Consider the following 21,435-nt stretch of genomic DNA (forward strand, 5'->3'; position numbering starts at 1 on the left):
ATAATGCTTAAATGAATATTTTAAATGTTTCTTGAATCACAATTATCACACCGTGGGCTTATTAAATATGTTGCTAAAGTAGTATTGATGAAAATTATAATTCTTATTCTTACCAGTTTATTACTCGGCTGTGCGCATAAAAACAATATTATAGATATTGATAGCGCAGCTTTACCTGAATCATTTATAAAGCAGGGCAGCAGTGAGTTCGATATTCATTGGTGGAATAGTTTTGGAAATAAAGAACTTACTCAGTTTATTAACCAAGCACTAGATAAAAATTTATCGCTACAAGCAAACAAATTACGTTTAAAAAGCAGTGAGATAAGTAGCAAAATTGCAGGTGCAGCTCACTATCCTGATTTAAACTCAACGGCAAATGCTTCATCTGACTTTGACAACTTTCCTGATATTGATACTGCATCGTTAGGGTTAACTTCAAGTTGGGAGCTTGATATTTGGGGAAGTATATCAGCCAACGAAAACCGTTTTTATTGGAACTATAAAGGTCAAGAATCTCTCTATAAAGCTCGTGCTAATTTAGTCGCTGGAAATATTGCTTCAGCATGGCTTGGTCTGGTTTCTGAAGAAGAAAAAAAACTCGTTTTGGCTATTCAGCATCGTAGGACTAAAGATGCTTTAAACGTTATTTCTCGACGTTTTGCTATGGGGAAAAATTCTGTCACTAATATTTGGCAGCAACAGCGTCTTCTTAAATCTATCGAAGTACAGCAATCAACAAATCTAACCAATATTTATCTTTATAAACAAACACTCGCACTATGGTTAGGTATTTCTACTAATGAATTAACTAAAAGCCACATTAATGTTTCATCTGTACTTCCGCCACTCCCACAGATGGGGTTACCTGCAAAATTACTTAAAAGCAGACCTGATATTGAACTTGCTTTTGCAAGAATAAAGTCAGCCAATGAAAATTTAGCTATAGCCATTGCAGGTCGATACCCTCGAATTACTTTACGTGCTAATTATTCAACGTCGAAAAGTTCTGTAGAAAGTTTATTTGATGATTGGGAAGGTAATTTAATTGCAGCCCTTACTTTGCCCATTTTTGATTCGGGTACAACTAAATTAGTGGTTGAGCAACGTGAACTTGAGTTAAAAGCGCTTATTTTAGATTATCAGCAAGTGTGGCTTGAGGCGATTGCAAGTGTTAATCAGGTGTTAGCCAACGAAAATCAGCTTTCAGAAGTAGTGAAAAATTTAACCTTACAATTAGATTTAGCTGAGCGCACTGAAAAGTTAACAACAATTCAATATTTAAATGGCAAAACTAACTATATAAATCTGCTTAGAGCTCAAGAAACTATATTGTCATTAGAGCGACAACTTATTGATGCAAACAGAAGGTTAGTTACCAACAGAGTGTTACTTTACCGAGAATTAAGTCATGGAGACTTTTCATTAAAAACTGAACTTAACGCTCATGAACACAATACTCATAAATTTTATAACGAGAATAGTAAAGGACAAGAATCCTAATGAAATTATTGTTAGTTAAAAACAAATTACTTCCTTTTTTATTGGTGCTTATTGGCGGTTTTCTAGGATATTATATTTTATATTCAGGCAACGAAAGACCTAATAAATTCAATAAAAACAAACAGAAAGTTATTCGTACAGTACAAGCTAGTAAATTAGTTCAAACTTCAGTAATACCTTCTTGGAACGCATCTGGTTTTGTGATCCCTGCAGAATCTGTAGATGTGTATTCTCGCGTTGCTGGTAATGTTATGTCAATTAATCCTGATGCTTTCCCCGGTGGTGTATTAAAAGAAGGAGAGTGGTTAGTAAAAATTGATACAACAGACTTTGAATTAGCGTTAAAGTCTGAAGAGGCCAAGCTTGAACAAGCAAAAGCTAATTTGTCATTAGTACAAGTGGACCAAGTGTTAGCAAAAGAAGAGTTATTACTACTTAACAATAACGGAGCTTTAAATATTGATGAAGCGTTAGTCTTACGAGAGCCTCAACTTACTGTTGCTCAAGCTAATATTTCTGTTGCAGAAAATAATGTAGAAAAAGCTCAAATCAACTTACAACGTTCACAAGTTACTATGCCTTTTGATGGCAAAATTATTAGTAAAGAAGTCGGCACGGGTAGTCGAGTTTCAACTAATACTTCATTATTTTCTGTTATTAATACCGAGGTTTACTGGCTTGAAGTTAAAATTCCACATAAATTTCTTTCTTTGCTTAATAAAGAAGCATTAGCTCGAATTTCTCAACCTCGTTTATGGGGAGAAGGTAAAGAACGTCAAGCACACTTTATTTCTATATTGCCAGAGTTAGACAGTTTAGATAGACAAGTCAAAGTATTACTCGCTATCAAACAACCTCAGTCGGAAACAAGTGATCAACCGCAAGTATTTATTAATGACTTTTTGAATGTGCAGTTACAAGGTAAACCCATTGATAACGTTTGGACTATTCAACATTCTTGGTTACAGCCTGACAACACTATTTGGGTCATTGATAAAGATAGCCGATTACAAAAAAGAGCGGTGACTATTTTATTTAAAGAGCGCGATCTTATTTATGTACATTCCAAGGTTGAATCTGGCGATATGGCATTAGCCGAAAAACCAGGTATTGCCAGTGTGGGTTTAGTTGTAAATATTCGAGAAAATTTATTATCTACAACTGAAACTAGTGTTGCTCGCATAAACAAAGAGATAAATGAAGACAAATCAACAAGTCCAATTGAAAATGTAAAAGCAGAAAAAACAGAAAGAGTCGCTTATGAGTAATAATCAACAAGGCTATACTGCTAACATCTCAAGCTCATTTAATCCTATTTCTTGGATGATCCACCATGGTGTTGCTCCTCATTTATTAATGCTTGCGTTGATTTTTGGTGGTTTGGTTATGTCCTTTATGATCCGTAAAGAATATATGCCAGAAATCACCACAGATACATTAACAGTGAGAGTAGTTTACCCAGGCGCATCGCCTAGCGAAATAGAAGCAGGTATTGCCGTACCTGTAGAAGCTGCTCTTTATAGTCTCGATGGCATTAGTAAAGTTGATACTTATATTGGATCTGGTTGGTTAAGGGTTAAAGCTGAATTAGAGGCTGGTTCTTTTCCACAAAAAATTTATCAAGATGCTCAACAAGCGGTAAATAGAATATCTTCTTTTCCTTCTGGTATGGAAACACCCACCGTTAAGCTTGATACACGAATAGCTGATGTAATGGAGCTTATTGTTCATGCTGATTTAGACCGCTCAACCTTGAAGCGTTTAACTGAACAAGTACGTGATCGAATATTGCAATCGCCCTATATTTCACAAGTAAAGTTAAGAGGTATACCCCAAGAAGAAATTCATGTAGAAGTCGCTCAAACAGACTTACAAGCTTATAACTTAACACTCAGTCAAATCGCTACTTCTCTTAAGAAAAATGTTGTAGAGAAATCGGCAGGTAAAATTAAAGCGGATAGTGGCGACATTATTGTTTCAGTTGACCAAAGAGAATTTTGGGCTGCCGATCTTGCTAATGTGCCGTTAATTTCTGATCAATCAGGCGACCAATTACGCTTGGGTGATATCGCTAAAGTTACAGAAGGTTTTTCCGATATTCGCGACTTAGTTACTTACAATGGTCAGCTGTCAGCACAATTGAATATTTATCGAATGGGCGATCAAACACCTACACAGATAGCAAATGCTATTGAAGATATGTGGCCTGAAATACAGTCAATGCTACCACCAAATGCAGGTATTGCGATTGTAGATGATGATGCTAAGAATTATCAAAAAAGACTAAGTTTATTGCTAAACAATGCATTTCTTGGCTTGTTTCTTATCTTAATTATTATGAGCTTGTTTTTACAATTTAAGTTGGCTTTTTGGGTGGTGGCAGGTATTCCAAGTGCCTTTTTAGGTGCAATGTTGTTTTTACCTATGTTTGATGTATCTATAAATATGGTGTCAATGTTTGGCTTTATCATTGCTCTAGGTATTGTAGTGGATGACGCTATCATTGCAGGCGAGAATATTTTCTCTCATTTGGAAGAAGGAATGTCATTTCAAGAAGCTGCCATAAAAGGTGCTAATGAAGTCGCTAAGCCATTAACCTATGCAATATTAACCAATATTGTCGCTTTTTTACCTTTGTTATTATTGCCTGGAAGTATGAAATTACTTTTTGGTGCTATTCCTATCGTTGTCATACTTTGTTTTGTGGTTTCATGGGTAGAAGCCTTGTTTATTCTGCCTTCTCATCTTGCTCATATTAATGATAAAAAACCAAATAAACTTGAACGTCATTTCAAAAGGTTACAAGCTAAATGCCATAGCAAACTTGAGCATTTTATTGAGAACATTTATCTGCCAGCTCTCAGCCAATGTTTACGTTGGCCGAGTTTAGTTTTAGCTATAGCGTGTTTTATATTTTTCATTGTTATAGCTTACGCCTTTAGCGGAAAAATGGGCTTTAGTTTATACCCCAATTTAGATGGGAGATGGGTTAAAGCTAATTATGAAATATCTGAAACAACCACAGAAAAACAAGCCATGGCGCTTCTCAACACATTAGAAGTTAGCGCTAAAGCTATGGTTGTTGATTACAACATTGAAGAAAGTGTTGTCAGCATGCGCAGTATTATTCGTGACAACAGTATTGAAGTTGCTTTACTGCTTGTGGAAAGTGAAGAGCGAGAATATTCAACTAAAGAAGTAAAAGAGTTTTGGCGAGAGCATGCTAAAGATTTAGCTAAGTTTGGTAAATTAAGATTTAGTGGAGCAAGACGAGGATCAAGTGCTCTTGCTACAGCATCTTTAACTATTGAGCTCAGGCACAGCGACAGTAATATTCTCGCGCTAGCGGCTCAAGATACGGTGAAGTTTTTAAATAATAACGAATATGTGGTTGCAACGGTTAACTCGATGGAAGAAGGAAAGCCGCAATGGAAACTTACTCTAAATGAAAACGGAAGAGCGCTAGGGTTAGATGCAACTGATTTATCAGATCAAATGCGATCTGCGTTATATGGAGCGAGAGCACAAAGACAACATCGTTTACGTAACGAAGTATCAACTTTAGTGCGTTTGCCTGAATCTGAAAGGGCGGATGTTAATAAAATAGAATCTATCCTTATTCGTACAAAAGGTGGTGGCTATGCGCCATTAGGCAGTGTGGCTGTAATTGATAAAATGTTAGCTCCATCTTTTATTTTAAGGCGTAAAGGTCAGCGTATTGAAAAAATAGGTGCTGAAATACTCCCGGAAGAGAATATTCCAGCTGTAACTCAAACAGTACTAAATTACTTAACTCCTGAGCTTGAAGGCCGATATCCAGGTATTAAAGTCGTCTTTGCTGGTGACCAAGAAGAAATCGCTAAAAGTGTATCTAGATTAGAGTTAGGAACTTGGTTCGCGCTATCTGGTATTTACATCCTACTTGCCATTGCTTTTAGAAGCTATTCGCAGCCTTTAATTATTATGGCTATTATTCCTTTTGGCGCAGTCGGTGCAATATTAGGACATATGGCTCTTGACTTTGGCTTAAGTGTTGTGAGCTTAATGGGCATGCTTGCACTTGCGGGGATTGTGGTAAACGATAGTTTGATATTGGTTGAATACGCGAACAAAAAATTTGAGCAAGGTTGTTCCGCATTAGATGCTATAAATGAAGCATGTCGCAGAAGAGTTCGTCCAATATTATTAACAACACTCACTACTTTTTTTGGCTTGGCACCTATGGTATTCGAAACTTCACGCCAAGCTCAGTTTGTTGTTCCTATGGCGATATCACTTGGTTTTGGTATTTTGTTTACTACGTTAGTGTGTTTATTAGTATTACCTTCCTTGTATCTTGTGATAAATAATAAACGACGTATGAAAACTGAAAGAAAAGTAGAAGCATTATCTGACTTAAGTTAAAACATGATGCCTGTACTGAATTTAAAAGATGATGAGTTATTTGATAAACGTGACTTAATGCCAACATCAAATAGTTTTTCATGGTTTGCTAATGTGTTAGCCCAACATTGGCAACTGAATAAGTAAGAGTTAGAGCACGTTTTTTCCGAACATTAAGCCGTATAATAAAAAAATTATTACGAAGTTAATTTAATAAATAAGTAAGCTTTTTAAGGTAAATATAAATTTTGAATATTAAAAATGTAGTAACTATTTTATTTGTGTTTTCTCTGTTTATTGCTTCCGCACAGTCAGCAGTAATAAGTGGACATGATTTTCAAAAGAAAGCACCTATATCAAATCAAACCTGTACTTCCTGTCATGCTCAGTCTGAACAAGAATGGACACATTCAGATCATGCTAAAGCCATGTCGATTGCAGATAGCACGACAGTAATCGCTGACTTTTCAGGTGTAAATGTTGAACATTATGGTCAGAAAGCTCACTTCTTCATTAAAGACAATAGCTATCAAGTTACTGTTTCTTATGATGATAACGTGGATACTTATCCAATAAAATATACTTTTGGCTATACACCATTGCAGCAATATTTAGTTGAAACTGAGCCAGGGAGATTGCAAGTACTTCCATTTGCTTGGGATGCTAGAAGTAAAGAAGAAGGTGGACAGCGTTGGTATCACAACTATAGTCATGAAGAAATACGTCCAGAAGACAGACTACATTGGCGACAGCCATTACAAAATTGGAACGGCATGTGCGCAGATTGTCATTCTGATGGACTGGTTAGAAACTATAATGGTCAAGATAATACCTTTAAAACTGAATTTGATAATATCAATGTAGGTTGTTTATCTTGTCATGGGGATATGACAGACCATATGAAAACACCAAAGCAAGCGGAAGTACGTGCTAGCGTTACATCTATCAATCATCCTACAGGTCGATGGTTACGAAGCATCGGCGATAAAACAGCTCATTGGGAAGGTGGTGAACGTAATAACGATTTTATGGATAACTGTTTTGCATGTCATTCACTTAGAGCCCCATTAACCGACGGCTTTAAAGCAAATACACCTTTTTTAGATCAATTTACACCTAATTTTACCGCTAGCCCTAACTATTATGCTGATGGCCAAATTAAAGAAGAAGTTTATGTTTATGGTTCTTTCTTGCAAAGCAAAATGTATAAAGAGGGTGTTAACTGTTTAGATTGCCATGATAAACATACGATGAAACTAAAAGTTGAAGGCAATGGCTTATGTTTACAATGTCATGGCGCTGAAGTTTATAACGTTAAAAAACATCATCAACATAATGAAAACTCTACAGGTGCTCAATGTGTAAATTGTCATATGCCTGAAAACACTTATATGGGTGTAGATGATAGACGTGATCATAGCTTCAAAATACCTCGTCCATATTTATCTGAAACCTTCGATACGCCAAATGCTTGTGTACAATGCCATGAAGAGAAGTCTAATGAATGGGCAAGTGCTACTTTAGAAAAATGGCATGGTAAGCCTAAAGCTATTCTTTCAAGTAAGCACTTATTGATGTTATTAAATAGCGGTCAAGGTATTTCATTACAACAGCATTTATCTATTATGGCAGATGAACAACTTGATATTATGAGTCGAGCTACTGCTATTCAATTACTAAGTTACACCACAACTACAATTAGTGTAGCTGAGTTGGCTCCGTACTTATCTCATGATGAAGCATTAATAAGATTGAGTGCCGCAAGTGTAGCAACTTTATTGCCATCACAGGACAGAGTTAATCAACTCAGCCCTTTACTTGAAGATAAATATAAATCGGTAAGAATTGCTACTGCACGTAGTTTATTATCAGGCGATGTACTTTTTCTCAATCAAACTCTTTTTGATAAAGCATTTAAAGAATTAATTATTTTTAATGATGTTAATAGTTGGCGTGGTGAAGGTATGGCGAATAAAGGCATATTAGCTCTTGAGATGAATAGAAAAACAGCAGCTGAAGAGGCCTTCAAAAAGGCAATTAAAATAGAGCCTTATTTTGAAACGGGTTATATTAATTTAGCTGATATATATCGCTCTCAGCAGAAGTCATTTCAGGTAGCATCGGTACTGTCAAAAGGTATTAAACTCAATCCTAAGTCAGCTGCTTTGCATTATTCTTATGGGTTACACTTTGTTCGCCAAAAACGCTTAGATAAAGGGTTACCTTTGTTTAAAAAATCTATGCAGCTTATGCCAAGTAACCCTGAGTATGCTTATACATATGTGCTTGCATTAGATGGAGCAGGGCAAAGTCAGGATGCTTTAGATAAACTAAAGGCGTTAATTCCAAATTACCAAAATAATACCCAGCTTAAAGAATTAGGCTTGTATCTATCACAGAAGCTTAATTCGAGAGCCGATTATAATTGGTTTATAAATAATTAATAATCACCTATATTTATCAGGTATAGCACTGGTAATTTGTAGCCATAAGACTATGCTTGAATTTCATTCTTGAATTATTTAATGGAGTACGACTTATGGGATCTGATAATACCGATAGAAATAAACCAGGGATAGCCAATTTTGCGGCCTTAAAAACCGCTATAGTCAATGGTGAAGATCAATTAGTAAGGGAATTGCTATCACACGAACCTATGCTCGATATTGAAAAAAGCTACCTTATTGATTTAGCTCAATTAAATAAAAATCATACAATTATTAAATTACTTGAAAACATTAGCGTGAAGAAATAGGCTATTATTCTCATTATTAACGATGTAGGTTATATAACAACATTACTTTAATAATTTCACCGTCTAAATAAACCGTTATTAATCATTAAAATAAACCACTTAAGCTTTAATGGATTTAATTGGTTTCAGATCATAAATTAACTATTTATTGATAATTCAATGTAAACATACTCCGTAGGAGGATGTATAGTTTCAAATTACTTTATATGATGCTGTTATTATCTTTAGTATTAAATGAGAGATTTTTACTAGGGTGAATACACAACTTCAGTTATGATCTTTTTAATTAACTTACTATAAATATTTGAGGTATTAATGTTAGGTACAGCTTGTTCAGCATCAGCTACAAAAGTAATGATGTTAGGTTGCGGAGAATTAGGTAAAGAAGTTGTTATTGAATTACAACGCTTGGGTGTTGAAGTTATTGGTGTTGACCGCTATGCCAATGCACCTGGTATGCAGGTAGCTCATAGAAGTTATGTTATTAACATGCTTGATGGTACAGAATTGCGTGCTTTAGTAGAGAAAGAACGTCCTCATTTTATTGTTCCTGAGATTGAAGCGATTGCTACAGACACGTTAGCTGAACTTGAGCAAGAAGGGTTCAATGTTGTGCCAAGTGCTAGAGCAACACAATTAACAATGAATAGAGAAGGTATTCGATGTTTAGCTGCTGAAACGTTAGGGTTAGCTACTTCAGCATATATATTTGCTGCTACGTATGAAGAGTTTACTGCCGGTATTGAAAAAATAGGAATACCGTGTGTTGTTAAGCCTATTATGAGTTCGTCGGGTAAAGGCCAATCACTGATTCGTTCAAATGATGATATTGAAACTGCTTGGAAATATGCACAAGAAGGCGGTCGTGCAGGTAAAGGAAAAGTTATCATCGAGGGTTTTGTTGATTTTGATTATGAAATAACGCTATTAACGATTAATGCTAAAGATGGCATACATTATTGTGCTCCGATTGGTCATCGACAAGAAGACGGTGATTATCGAGAGTCATGGCAGCCAGCACTTATGTCTGCTGTGGCTATTGAAAAAGCACAACAAATGGCTAAGAGTGTAGTTGAAGCTCTAGGTGGTCGCGGTTTATTTGGTGTTGAGCTTTTTATTAAAGGTGATGATGTTATTTTTAGTGAAGTATCACCACGCCCACATGATACTGGATTAGTCACTCTTATTTCACAAGATTTATCTGAATTTGCTTTGCATGCTCGTGCGATTTTAGGTTTACCTATTCATCAAATAGAGCAATATGGTCCAAGTGCTTCAGCGGTTATCTTGCGTGAAGGTACCTCAAAAGATATTCGTTTTTCAGGCCTTGAAGATGCATTAGCTCAGCCTCAAACACAAGTTCGTTTATTTGGTAAACCTGAAATTGATGGAAGACGTCGCTTAGGTGTTATTTTAAAACGTGCAGAGTCGATTGAAACAGCAATTGAAATAGCAGTGAATACTGCAAATAAAGTTAAAGTAGATTTTTAAAGTAAAGTGCTATAATTCTCTTGATATTTACGGTTATTATATGGACGGTGAATTTAATGAGATGAACGATCTTCTGATAGGGTAATGTTTATATGAATGGCTAGAAAGCTTGTTGTTATTGAACATTATCTCTATCTCTATCTCTGACGCAGATTTTTATGTTAGAGCCATTGAAGTATCCTAAATAATTCCAATGGGTTACATCTATATCGATGAGCGAGCTAAGGCATTAAAATAATATTTTGTTATTTTTAATACATATCTTCAAAATTTGGAATCGCCTGTTCCCAAACTGGTATTTCTTTGCCTATATATTCGCGTACCGCATCAAAAAATAACCTTGTTCTAACAGGAAGATCTCGGTGGGGATAATAGGCATAAATTGCCCCGAACTGTATTAGTTTTATATTGGTCAATAAAGGAACTAATTTACCCTCCATTATTTCGTTAGCGAGTATAAACGCTGGCGCAATAATAAAAGTAGTACCTGAAAGTGTTTTCATCAGTAACACTTCAGGATCATTTGCTTTATACACACTTTTAAGTTTCTGCTCTTGTAGCTGATCGTGTTCATCATAATAATGTACACTGTCAATTCTAAAAGATGCGCCAGCATAGGTCGCTGCTGGTAATCTAGCTAAATCCTCCATGGTACTAGGCATACCATAATTTTTAATAAACTCGGGTGTTGCCAGTATCAATAAACGATTTCGAGCAATTTGTCGGGCAATTAGTGACGAATCTTTGGGCTCGCCGACACGAAAAGCTAAATCAAACCCTTCTGAGACAATATCCATTAAGCGATCACTTAAATTCAATTCAACTTCTACTTGTGGAAAACGTTTTTGAAAATCATTAATCACTGGTTGTAAGTAACGTTTACCGAATAAAGTACTTGAGGTAATTCTCAGTAACCCTTGTGGCTCTAAATGAAAGTTCTCTGCAATACGTACGGTGTCACCCAATAGCGTTCGTAATTCTGTTGCTTTTTTTATCATTTCAGAGCCAGCAGCGGTTAATGAGAATGAACGTGTGGTTCTATTAAGTAGTCTTACGCCTAACTCATCTTCTAAACGGTTAATTTGTTTAGAGATAACAGAACGATCTATATTGCGTATTTCGGCTGCTCTGATAAAAGAACCTTGCTCTACCACCTCAAGTAACATTAATAATCGACTCGTTGTGTCCATTAGTTATCCCCATTGATTATCACGATTTAACTCTATTGTTGCCATTTTGGCACTAATCAAATGTAAAAACTATTCTTTTTGTCACTAAACAAATTACATAAAATTGCGGCCACATCACCATAGGAGTTAACATGAACAAACATCTAATCTCAATAGTTATTACTATTGCTATCATAACACTAGCCGGTTGCTCACCAGAGCCGAACGCACAAAAACAACAGGCGCCATTACAATCGATTGATGTTGCAAATGTTATTGTTAAACCTGTACAAAATTGGCACACCTATACCACACGCTTAGAAGCACCTGAACAAGTTGCTTTAAAGCCACGTGTGTCTGGTGTTATAGAGCATATCGCCTTTAATGAAGGTGAAAAAGTAAAAGAGGGTGATCTACTTTTTCAATTAGATGATCGTCCTTTCTTAGCTATCGTTGCTAGCCTAGAAGCGCAAAAAGATAGTGCTGAAGCGGCATTAGAACAAGCAAAAAGCGAAGAAAAACGCGCTATACGTTTAACTGAACGTAAAGCTATATCAACAGAGCAAGCTGAATCACGTACTTCAACTTTACGTCAACGCCAAGCACAACTTGATGCTTTACAGGCACAGTTAATCGCTGCAAAACTTGAATTAGAGTTTACTTCTATTCGTTCACCAATTGATGGAATAATCTCTCGTGCCAGTATTACTAAAGGTAATAACGTTATTGCAGGACAAAGTGTGCTTACCAGTATTGTGTCAGATAAAGCAATGTATGCTTATTTTGACGTAGATGAGCGTACATGGAATAGATCATTTTCTGATGTTACCGCTAATGATAAGCAGCAAGTTGTCATGCAAAAAGTTGGACAGGATGATTTTGCCTTTAAAGGTTACATTGATTTTATTGATAATCAGATTGACTCAGCAACAGGCACGTTACGTGTAAGAGCTGTATTTAATGAAAATCAAAGTCAACTTAGAGCCGGTTCATTTGCTCGCATTAAATTAGCGGCTAATGGTATAAGTGATAAAATTATTGTGCCTGATCGCGCTATTGGTACTGATTTAAAAAACCGTTTTGTTTTAACGGTAGGCGAAAACAATATTCTAGAATATAAGGCAATTCAAGTCGGTGAACTCTACGGTAGCTATAGAGCGATTAACGCTGGTTTAGTTGCAACCGATGTTATTGCCGTGAATGGTCCTGCCCGAGTTGGTCCTGGTATGCCTATCTCCCCAAACACTATAATACTTGATAGTACAGGTGTTACTTTTACTTTATTACCTATTGCTGATGCCAATTTAACGGCACAGCTAACGTCACAAGAGTAAGAATTAACAATGAAATTTTCCCACTTTTTTATACAAAGACCTATTTTCGCAGCGGTCTTGTCGATGTTAATTCTAATTGCCGGCAGTATTTCGCTTTTTCAATTACCTGTTAGTGAATATCCTGGAGTAGTGCCACCAACGGTTGTTGTTACAGCAAGTTACCCTGGTGCTAATCCGTCAGTTATTGCGCAAACTGTTGCAACGCCACTTGAGCAAGAAATAAATGGTATTGAGAACATGTTGTACATGTCATCTCAAGCGACAAGTGATGGCCGAATGAGTTTAACCGTAACCTTTGCACTGGGTACTGATCTTGATAGAGCTCAAGTACAAGTACAAAATAGTGTTAATAGTGCATTATCTCGTTTGCCAGAAGAAGTTCAACGACTAGGTGTTGTTGCTGAAAAATCGACACCTGATTTAACCATGGTTGTGCATCTATTCTCACCAGAGAAAACTCACGACACGGCCTATTTGTCTAACTATGCAGATCTTTATATTAAAGACCAAATTGCCCGTTTAGCGGGTGTTGGTGATGTTAGATTATTTGGTGGTGGTCAATTTTCAATGCGCGTATGGCTTAATCCTGATGCTTTAGCTTCGCGTCAAATAACTGCATCAGACGTTATCAGTGCGTTACGCTCACAAAACCAGCAAGTTGCAGCGGGTAGCTTAGGCTCTCAACCTTCTGCTAATGATAGCCAATTTCAAATATTATTGAATGTTAAAGGGCGGCTTGATAACGTTGAAGAATTTGAACAAGTGATCATTAAGGTAGGCGATGAAGGTCAAGTTACACGCTTACAAGATGTAGCACATGTTGAATTAGGACAAGACTCTTATTCTTTGCGCGCTATGTTAGATAGTCAACCTGCACTTGCTATCCCAGTATTCCAACGTCCAGGCTCTAATGCCATTGAATTGTCAGATCAAGTACGTGAAACCATGGCGCGCTTATCTCAAGGTTTCCCTGCGGGGGTTGAATACGATATTGTTTATGATCCAACTATTTTTGTACGTGACTCTATCGATGCGGTTATTACAACGTTAATTGAAGCGATAGTGCTTGTTGTGATTGTAGTGATACTCTTTTTACAAACATGGCGTGCGTCAATTATTCCATTAATTGCAGTACCTGTTTCATTAATAGGTACTTTTGCTGTGATGCATTGGCTTGGTGTTTCTATCAATACCTTATCTTTATTCGGTTTAGTACTCGCCATAGGGATTGTGGTGGATGATGCCATTGTCGTTGTTGAAAACGTTGAACGTAATATTGAAACAGGTTTATCTCCGTTGGAAGCGACAAAAGTTGCAATGACCGAAGTAACAGGGCCTATTATTGCCATTGCTTTAGTGCTTAGTGCTGTATTCATTCCCACAGCCTTTATTAGTGGAGTATCAGGTCAGTTTTATAAACAATTTGCGTTAACTATTACTATATCAACGATCATTTCCGCCTTTAATTCATTAACCTTATCGCCAGCATTAGCCGCTATATTGTTAAAGTCACATGACAGCAAACCAGACAGGTTAACGCGAATATTAAATAAACTGTTTGGTGCTTGGTTATTTGCTCCTTTTAATCGCCTTTTTGATCGTGCGAGTAAACGATATCAAAAGATAGTTAAAAAATTAATGCGTATGAGCGTTATTGCGATTGCCGGTTATATTATTCTAGTTGGTGGCACTGTGCAGTTATTCAATACAGTGCCGGGTGGTTTTATTCCTGCACAAGATAAACAGTATTTAGTGGGCATTGCACAGTTACCTGATGCCGCAAGTCTTGACCGTACAGAAGCTGTTGTAAAAGAAATGGAAGCGATTGCACTACAAGTGTCAGGTGTTGCTAATACGGCTGCTTTCCCTGGTTTATCAATAAATGGTTTTACCAATAGTCCCAATAGTGCCATTGTATTTATGCCATTAGAGTCTTTTGATATGCGTACAGACCCTAGTCAATCGGCTATGGCGATTGCTGCACAGTTAAATCAAAAATTTATGGCAATAGATAAAGCGTTTGTTGCGGTATTCCCACCACCACCAATTCGTGGTTTAGGAACAACGGGCGGCTTTAAATTACAAATTGAAGACCGTGGCAACAAAGGTTTTGAAGTATTATTTAACAGTTTACAAAGTGTGATTAACAAAGCAAGACAAGACCCTGCCTTAATGGGGCTGTTTTCGAGCTTTCGAGTTCAAGTTCCACAAATGGATATTGAAATTGACCGTGAACAAGCGTTAATTCAAGGAATACCGTTAGATGAAGTCTTTGATGCATTGCAAATATACTTAGGCTCTGTTTATATTAATGATTTCAATATGTTTGGTCGTACTTATCAAGTGAAAGCACAAGCTGAAGCTGAATTTCGTCAAGTACCTGAGCAAATCCTTAACTTAAAAGTACGTAATCGCCAAGGTAATATGGTGCCATTAGGTTCAATATTAACGGTTACGCCAACCACCGGACCTGATCGTGTTATGCACTACAATGGTTATCCAAGTGCTGAATTAAATGGTAGCCCTGCACCTGGTTATAGTTCAGATCAAGCGCAAGCAGCGATAGAGAAAGTTTTAGCAGAAGTACTACCAAAAGACATTACGTATGAATGGACCGAGGTAACGTACCAACAAATATTGGCTGGTAATACTATGGTATATGTATTCCCTTTAGTGGTACTGCTCGTTTTCATGGTATTAGCTGCGCAATATGAGAGTTTACGTTTACCATTAGCGATTATATTAATTGTACCTATGACTATATTTTCAGCGTTGTTAGGTGTTTGGTTAGTAGGTTCAGACAATAATATATTTACTCAAATTGCATTAATTGTACTGGTCGCGCTAGCCTCTAAAAATGCGATTTTGATGGTGGAATTTGCTAAAGATCAGCATGAACAAGGCTTATCTCACTTCGACGCAATTATTGAATCGTGCCGATTACGTTTACGTCCAATATTAATGACTTCCATTGCATTTACCGCCGGTGTTGTGCCATTAGTGTTAGCGACAGGCGCTGGCGCTGAAATGAGACATGCGATGGGGAATGCTGTATTTTCAGGCATGATAGGAGTAACGGTATTTGGTTTATTATTTACTCCGGTATTTTATATTTTACTGACGGCACCTAAACAAAGAACAGGAAAGGGGGAGTCATGATTAACTTAACAAATGAGCTTAGGTGCAAATTAGCCCATAAGTTAACTGTTAGTGTTATTTTAATTACCCCTGTGTTGTCTGGTTGTGCTAGTAAAGTGGATGAACAAAACTATCGGCAATCAATGGAAGCTTTTGTTGCAGAAACAAATGTTGCAGCGCATTTAGCCAGTGAAGATGAAATAAACTGGTGGCAACAATTGCATTCAGCTCAGCTTAATAAACTGGTTAACGATGCGTTAGCCAGTAATTACGATTTGAAGACCAGTCAATTACAAATGAAAAGTGCACTGGCAAAATTAGGTGCGCAAAAAGCTGAGTACCTTCCACAAGGTGGCGTGAATCTTGGTGCTCAACGTACAGGTTTAGCTGATGATGTTACTCGTCAATCATCAGCTAATTTAGGGTTAAATTGGCAACTTGATTTATTCGGTCGAATCACTGCATTGGTTGACGCGGCTAATGCGTCAGCTATGAGTCAAGCTGAACAGTTAAGAGCATTACGAATTGAAGTAGTATCTGCCGTAGTCACCGGTTATATCAGCTATCAAGGTAATAAACAGAAGGAAAAAATTCTTAATTTACAGATTACTGCTCTAGAGCAAAGTATTGATGTACTTGAAGCGCGCGTGCAAGAAGGGATTGCAAGTGAGCTTGATTTAAATCGTACACATGCGCAACTTAGTCAACAACAGGCGTTATTACCTGATGTAAGCTATGCGCAATATCGAGATTTATCAACTTTAGCTATGCTAACAGGGCGTTTTAGTGGTGATATTATACTAGAAGACGAGCAAACTATTTTAGATACACTTTTTACTGTGGCTTTAGCTGAACCTAATAAGGCTATTGCCTTACGTCCTGATATTAGTAGAGCGTTATATGAGTTTAGCCAAACTAATTCGCTAAGTGTTGCAGCAAGTAAAGCATTGTTACCTGATGTTAGTTTAGACGCCTTTGTGGGTATTGTAAGTCTTGGTACTAATACGTTAAGTAATACACAGCAACAATGGCAAATTTTACCACAAATCGAATGGTCATTATTAAGCTATCCTGCATTATTAGCGCAACGTGATGCACAACAATACTTGAGTAAAGCCGCCTATAATGAATACCAAAAAGTAGTATTGGGCGCACTTAATGACAGTGAACTTTCATTACGTTTACTATCAAAAAGTATTGCACAAAAAGGGTATGCCGATCAGCGTTATAGCTTTGCCAATAAAGCATTTTTGCAAGCTAATGCGATGTATCAAGAAGGACAAATTCCATACTTAGCGTTGTTAGATGCGCGGCAAGATGTTTTAATAGCAGAAGATAATGCAGTTAATGCCAAGATCACTTCATCATTAGCGAAAGTAAAGGCTTACCAAGCGTTTAATGGTCGATGGAGTTATGGTTTAAAAACCTTATAATATTTGAGTGTTTCATGTTAAATAGCAACGAAATAAACATAATTGACCTACCTAAATCGATGCGAGCAATTGTACTTGATAAACCTAATGATGAATTAACTTTATCTGAGGTTCAAATTCCACTTCCAATACGCGGTGAACAAGAGCTGTTAGTTAAAGTGGAATATGTAGGTTTGAATCCTATTGATGCAGAATTAGTTAAAACTGGTTTTTGTGATTGGCAATACCCTCATACTATAGGGTTTGACGCTGTAGGCACTGTTGTAGAAGCCAAGAAAGGCTTATTTCCTAATGTTGGCGACCGTGTTATGTGGCACGCCAATATAGAAAAACAAGGTATATTAAGTGATTATGCTACCGTACCTAATTTCGCTGTGTCAGTTGTTCCCAATAATATTAGCGGTAGTGATGCCGCAACATTACCATGCTCAGGAATGGCGGCTTTAATCGCCATGAAAAAGTTACAAGTTACACAAGGTGAAGTAATATTTATTGATGCAGGTGCTAGCAGTGTAGGGCAATTTGCGATTCAATTTGCTAAAAGCTTAGGGGCTGATGTCTTTACAACAGCAGCTAAACGTAATCATAAATTAGTAAAGCAATTAGGGGCTGATTTTGTTTTTGATTCACAGGATGACAAGCTACATCAGAAAATAAGTTCAGAGATAGGACCCGAAGGTTTTGATGCTGTGCTTGATTCACTTGGTGGGGAATTTACCGCTCGTAACATCGAACTTATGCGCTTTTGTGGTCGTATTGCTTGTTTGAAACCCTTACCATTTTTAGAGCCTGCACTTATGTTCAGGAAAGCACCAAATATTGGTATTATTTCTTTAGCAGGGGCATGGTTAAGCAATAGTTTATGTGCTCAGCAAAAAATGGGGTTTATGAGTAATGAATTACTTGATGCTGTGGCAAAAAATAGTGTTCATACACCTGAAGTCACCTTAGTGAATTTTTCTGCAAAAGATGTTTCTTACGCATTACATACACAAATTAATGGCGGTTTTACGGGGAAACAAGTGATAAAAGTAGGGTAGATATTCAGCTTAACAACATATTAAGCATCTAATTAAGTAAAGGTAGAGTTAGTTTAAAAGTGGCGTTTATAGTGATTTAGAACAAACAAGGATGTTGTCTTTAAGGAGAAATCCTCCTGTAATACGCAATAAAAGCTGCTGACCATGCGCAATACAAAAGTCAGGTATTTTTGCATGTAAGGCACGAGCAAAATCAACTTGTTGATTAATAATACGCTTTGAATTAGTAAGTTGTTCTTCAAGATCTATTATGTCACATAACGTAATTTCATCTGTCTGATGTGTTTTTAATACCAGCTGTAAATTACCTCGATCCATTTTTTTTTGAAAAGTAACAAATATTCTAGTAAATGATGTTTCTTGTTGTGTTTCAGTATCATTAAGTAACAGCTCATAAGAAGACTGTTCAATATATTCTTTGTTTTTTAATAAATATTGCTGGTATCCCTTGTGCAGAGCAAAAGCATAATCATCAGACCAATAAGGGGGGAGTATATTACTGTTTCTTTTTTCCCACTGTTCCGGCGCTAGTAAGCCTCCATTCTCTTCATAATTATCTTTAGAAATAGTCTTAATCGAAACATTTCCCTGTTGATTTTGGGTGTTGATATTAATGTTATTCATGAGTCATCTTAGTCGAAAGTGTTAAAAGGCGTGTTAGTAGTTATCGTTTAATAAAACCGACATACCGAGCTATAACGGATAGAACTTTAGAAAGTCACAAAATTTTATTTATGTTTAGGTAATAAAAAATTACTTAAATAAAGTAGAATGCACTGGTTTAATCAGTAATAGATAGGTATACAAGGATAAAAATTAAACATATATAAATTTAAATGTGACTTTTGAGCGACTCAATCGTTATAAGGTAAAGCGATAAAAATTATTGCTAGAGGAAAAGATGAAAAATATAGAAAAGAATATAGCATTAGAGCTTAAGCGTGATAGTGAATTTGCCTTTAATACTTCAGATGATGAGCTATTTAAGCGCGCCACAGTAACTATGAATAACCAGCAAGGCTCTAAAGACCTGATTACATTGGGTATGGCTTCTATTTGGATAGTTTTTGTTAGCATATTTATGAAAATACTAAAGCCAATATTTAAGAAAGTAGCAGCAAATCCAAAGACGATAAACACTAACACGATAAATGATGAGAACAAATGATGGATACTGAAAACATTACAGATAAAGCATATACCGGTTTTATGGTTATTTGGCATAAAGTTGTCACCTTTATACCAGACCTAATTGTTGCCATTGTTTTTTTACTGGTTGGTTGGATGATTTCTTCAATGATTAAACGTTTTTTAAATAAAACATTAATCAAAATTGGCTTTAATACCTTTTTAGATAAACTTGGTTTAGATGCTTTATTGAAAAAAATGGAAGTAACGGTTACTGGTAGCCAAATTGTTTCTAGTCTTATTTCAATATTTTTCTTGTTAATATTTTTATTAGCGGCATTAGATATTGTTGGTTTAACAGTACTTTCAGGTTTAATCGATACATTAGTTTTATTCTTACCTAAGTTACTTGCTTCACTCGCCGTATTATCTTGTGGCTTTTTTGTTGCGCAGATCGTTTTCAATGGTGTAAAAATAGCAGCTAAGAATACAGGTGTTGATTATGGCCGCTCTGTTGCTGAAGTATGTCGTGGTATTATTATTGTTATCACTATTTCGTTATCAATCACTCAACTTGATATTGATGTATCTCTGCTTAACAACATTATGACCGTTGTTATTGCTAGTGTTGGTTTGGCTGCCGCTATTTCTTTAGGAATAGGAACCAAGTCAATGGCACAAGAAATTGTAGCCGGAGTTTATTTACGAGAAATGTATCAAGTAGGCGATAACATTGAAGTAAAAGATATCAAAGGAACGTTAGCTTCTATTGGTAGTGTCGCAAGTAAAGTTATGGGTGAAAATGAATCGATAACAACAGTGCCTAATACCTTTTTATTAGCGAATAAAGTTACTAAACAATAATTAGGTTTTTTAACTTTTGAGTACCCTTACCGAACGCCAGCTTGTTGCTTTAGTGCAAGAAAGTCTGCCTTACGATACGCGTCTGTTTCAGCAATTAATCACACCATATTTGCCTGTTTTAAAAGGATATTGTGCGAAACTGCTGAACAACCTGTCTGATGCAGAAGATGTTGTGCAAGAAACAATTATTAAGGCTCTAACTCACTTGAAAAGCTTTAAGTGGGTTGGGTCTTTTAAAGCATGGTTATTTAAAATTGCACACAATGAATGTATTAATAAAATAAGAGACCGCCGTTGGGATACCATGATCAACGATGATGAGTACCTGGAGAATTTAGTCGTAGAGAATAATGATTATGAAGATTTACCTGCGGTACTATCGGCCTTAATGAAAAACTTATCATTTGAAGATCGTAATATAATGTTATTGCGTTATCGTACTGAATTAGAGTTTCAAGAAATAGCAGATATCTGTAATTTAAAGTTATCTGCTATAAAAATGCGACATAAAAGGATTATCGAATTTTTGAAAGGGAAGTTAAGGTAATAGCATATCTCTGAGTTTTTCATATACGTCAAAAATACCTTTATTACCATAATAAAGGTATAGCCAAAACCTATATTTGAACTAATTTGAATTTAACAATTTATAAGGTTTTGGCAAACAACACAGAGACAATTTTTACTTATCAATCTTCAGGCGTCTGGAGTGATTTAAGGTTGGTGATTGGCTATTTAAAGTAGGCTCAGTTGCTTTAATTATGTTGTTAACAGCGCCAGGAGCTACAATTCGTTGTGGATAAGAAGAGGCTGCAGCATTAATTTTTATATTATCATTAATAAACTGACGCGTTCGTAAACTCATTTTTTTCATTTCTTTCCTTGTTATCTATCTGATTTGATAAAATTTAGTGTGAACTTTAATGTAAACTGAAAAAGTAAGAGGAATAAAAAATTTACTTTCTAGGGGTATAACGAACAATAAACGTAAAAGTCACAATATTAATTAATTTATTGTCATTAATATTAAACTAAGCGGAGTATACAGCTTAAAAGTAAAATATGAACGATAAATAACGCCTTAATAGTGCTTTATAATAAAAGCACTATTAAGGCGTTATTTTTTATGTGTCATTAAAGTTTGTTTATCATCAGGCTAGTATGTTGAACACGTTATCATGTTAATCTGAACAAAGG

General features: G+C 36.1%; 17 protein-coding genes. 14 read left to right on the forward strand and 3 right to left on the reverse strand.

Going from position 1 to position 21,435, the window contains the following annotated elements; all coding sequences use genetic code 11:
* Positions 1 to 87 precede the first annotated feature (87 nt).
* The 7 genes from Q4503_RS07675 to purT all read left to right on the forward strand — a co-directional run bounded on the left by Q4503_RS07675 (position 88) and on the right by purT (position 10,132).
* Positions 88 to 1,503: a TolC family protein gene (locus Q4503_RS07675; RefSeq protein WP_303601893.1), complete on the forward strand. Its 1,416-nt coding sequence runs from the start codon at positions 88 to 90 to the stop codon at positions 1,501 to 1,503.
* Positions 1,503 to 2,771 carry an efflux RND transporter periplasmic adaptor subunit gene (locus Q4503_RS07680; protein ID WP_303601894.1) on the forward strand — a complete coding sequence of 423 codons (1,269 nt, stop codon included), beginning with the start codon at positions 1,503 to 1,505 and terminating at the stop codon, positions 2,769 to 2,771. Before Q4503_RS07675 ends, Q4503_RS07680 begins: the two co-directional genes overlap by 1 nt.
* The gene (locus tag Q4503_RS07685; RefSeq protein WP_303601895.1) at positions 2,764 to 5,907 is read left to right on the forward strand and encodes an efflux RND transporter permease subunit; all 3,144 of its coding nucleotides are present in this window, start codon (positions 2,764 to 2,766) and stop codon (positions 5,905 to 5,907) included. The genes Q4503_RS07680 and Q4503_RS07685 overlap by 8 nt, the downstream gene beginning before the upstream one ends.
* Positions 5,908 to 5,910: 3 nt before the next feature.
* Positions 5,911 to 6,033 carry a hypothetical protein gene (locus Q4503_RS07690; RefSeq protein ID WP_303601896.1) on the forward strand — a complete coding sequence of 41 codons (123 nt, stop codon included), beginning with the start codon at positions 5,911 to 5,913 and terminating at the stop codon, positions 6,031 to 6,033.
* Between the two features lie 101 nt (positions 6,034 to 6,134).
* Entirely contained in the window at positions 6,135 to 8,330 is a 2,196-nt protein-coding gene (locus tag Q4503_RS07695; RefSeq protein ID WP_303601897.1) for a cytochrome c3 family protein, read from the forward strand.
* A 95-nt stretch (positions 8,331 to 8,425) separates the two neighbouring features.
* On the forward strand, positions 8,426 to 8,641 hold the full coding sequence (locus Q4503_RS07700; RefSeq protein ID WP_215972348.1) for a hypothetical protein: 216 nt from the start codon (positions 8,426 to 8,428) through the stop codon (positions 8,639 to 8,641).
* Positions 8,642 to 8,956: 315 nt separating this feature from the next.
* Positions 8,957 to 10,132 (forward strand): formate-dependent phosphoribosylglycinamide formyltransferase, encoded by a 1,176-nt coding sequence (gene purT, locus Q4503_RS07705; RefSeq protein ID WP_215972347.1) that lies wholly within the window; start codon positions 8,957 to 8,959, stop codon positions 10,130 to 10,132.
* 251 nt (positions 10,133 to 10,383) lie between these two features.
* Here purT and Q4503_RS07710 read toward each other — a convergent pair whose 3' ends face one another.
* On the reverse strand, positions 10,384 to 11,322 hold the full coding sequence (locus Q4503_RS07710) for a LysR family transcriptional regulator (RefSeq protein ID WP_303601898.1): 939 nt from the start codon (positions 11,320 to 11,322) through the stop codon (positions 10,384 to 10,386).
* A 131-nt stretch (positions 11,323 to 11,453) separates the two neighbouring features.
* Here Q4503_RS07710 and Q4503_RS07715 point away from each other — a divergent pair, with 131 nt between their 5' ends.
* From Q4503_RS07715 to Q4503_RS07730, 4 genes are read left to right on the forward strand one after another with little or no spacing between them, the layout of a single operon-like run.
* Entirely contained in the window at positions 11,454 to 12,635 is a 1,182-nt protein-coding gene (locus tag Q4503_RS07715) for an efflux RND transporter periplasmic adaptor subunit (RefSeq protein ID WP_303601899.1), read from the forward strand.
* 9 nt (positions 12,636 to 12,644) lie between these two features.
* Complete coding sequence (locus tag Q4503_RS07720; RefSeq protein ID WP_303601900.1) at positions 12,645 to 15,794, forward strand: efflux RND transporter permease subunit; 3,150 nt, start codon at positions 12,645 to 12,647, stop codon at positions 15,792 to 15,794.
* Positions 15,791 to 17,206 (forward strand): TolC family protein, encoded by a 1,416-nt coding sequence (locus Q4503_RS07725; protein ID WP_303601901.1) that lies wholly within the window; start codon positions 15,791 to 15,793, stop codon positions 17,204 to 17,206. Before Q4503_RS07720 ends, Q4503_RS07725 begins: the two co-directional genes overlap by 4 nt.
* Positions 17,207 to 17,220: 14 nt before the next feature.
* Complete coding sequence (locus tag Q4503_RS07730; RefSeq protein ID WP_303601902.1) at positions 17,221 to 18,246, forward strand: zinc-binding dehydrogenase; 1,026 nt, start codon at positions 17,221 to 17,223, stop codon at positions 18,244 to 18,246.
* Between the two features lie 66 nt (positions 18,247 to 18,312).
* On the opposite strand, the gene Q4503_RS07735 is transcribed toward Q4503_RS07730, so the two are convergent.
* Entirely contained in the window at positions 18,313 to 18,870 is a 558-nt protein-coding gene (locus Q4503_RS07735) for a hypothetical protein (RefSeq protein ID WP_215972341.1), read from the reverse strand.
* A gap of 277 nt (positions 18,871 to 19,147) precedes the next feature.
* Between Q4503_RS07735 and Q4503_RS07740 the strand changes: the two genes are divergently transcribed.
* Genes Q4503_RS07740 through sigX form a run of 3 tightly spaced genes read left to right on the forward strand, consistent with a single transcriptional unit; the run spans position 19,148 to position 20,785 of the window.
* Entirely contained in the window at positions 19,148 to 19,414 is a 267-nt protein-coding gene (locus tag Q4503_RS07740) for a hypothetical protein (RefSeq protein WP_215972340.1), read from the forward strand.
* A complete protein-coding gene (locus Q4503_RS07745) occupies positions 19,411 to 20,238 on the forward strand; it encodes a mechanosensitive ion channel domain-containing protein (protein WP_252727414.1) in 828 nt (275 codons plus the stop codon). The genes Q4503_RS07740 and Q4503_RS07745 overlap by 4 nt, the downstream gene beginning before the upstream one ends.
* A 16-nt stretch (positions 20,239 to 20,254) precedes the next feature.
* The gene (gene sigX, locus Q4503_RS07750) at positions 20,255 to 20,785 is read left to right on the forward strand and encodes an RNA polymerase sigma factor SigX (protein WP_303601903.1); all 531 of its coding nucleotides are present in this window, start codon (positions 20,255 to 20,257) and stop codon (positions 20,783 to 20,785) included.
* 135 nt (positions 20,786 to 20,920) lie between these two features.
* Here the strand turns inward: sigX and Q4503_RS07755 are convergent, their stop codons facing one another.
* Entirely contained in the window at positions 20,921 to 21,112 is a 192-nt protein-coding gene (locus Q4503_RS07755; RefSeq protein ID WP_215972338.1) for a hypothetical protein, read from the reverse strand.
* Positions 21,113 to 21,435 lie beyond the last annotated feature (323 nt).

The sequence above is a fragment of the Colwellia sp. 6_MG-2023 genome (assembly GCF_030547765.1).
In the GTDB taxonomy this organism is placed as follows: Bacteria; Pseudomonadota; Gammaproteobacteria; order Enterobacterales; family Alteromonadaceae; genus Colwellia.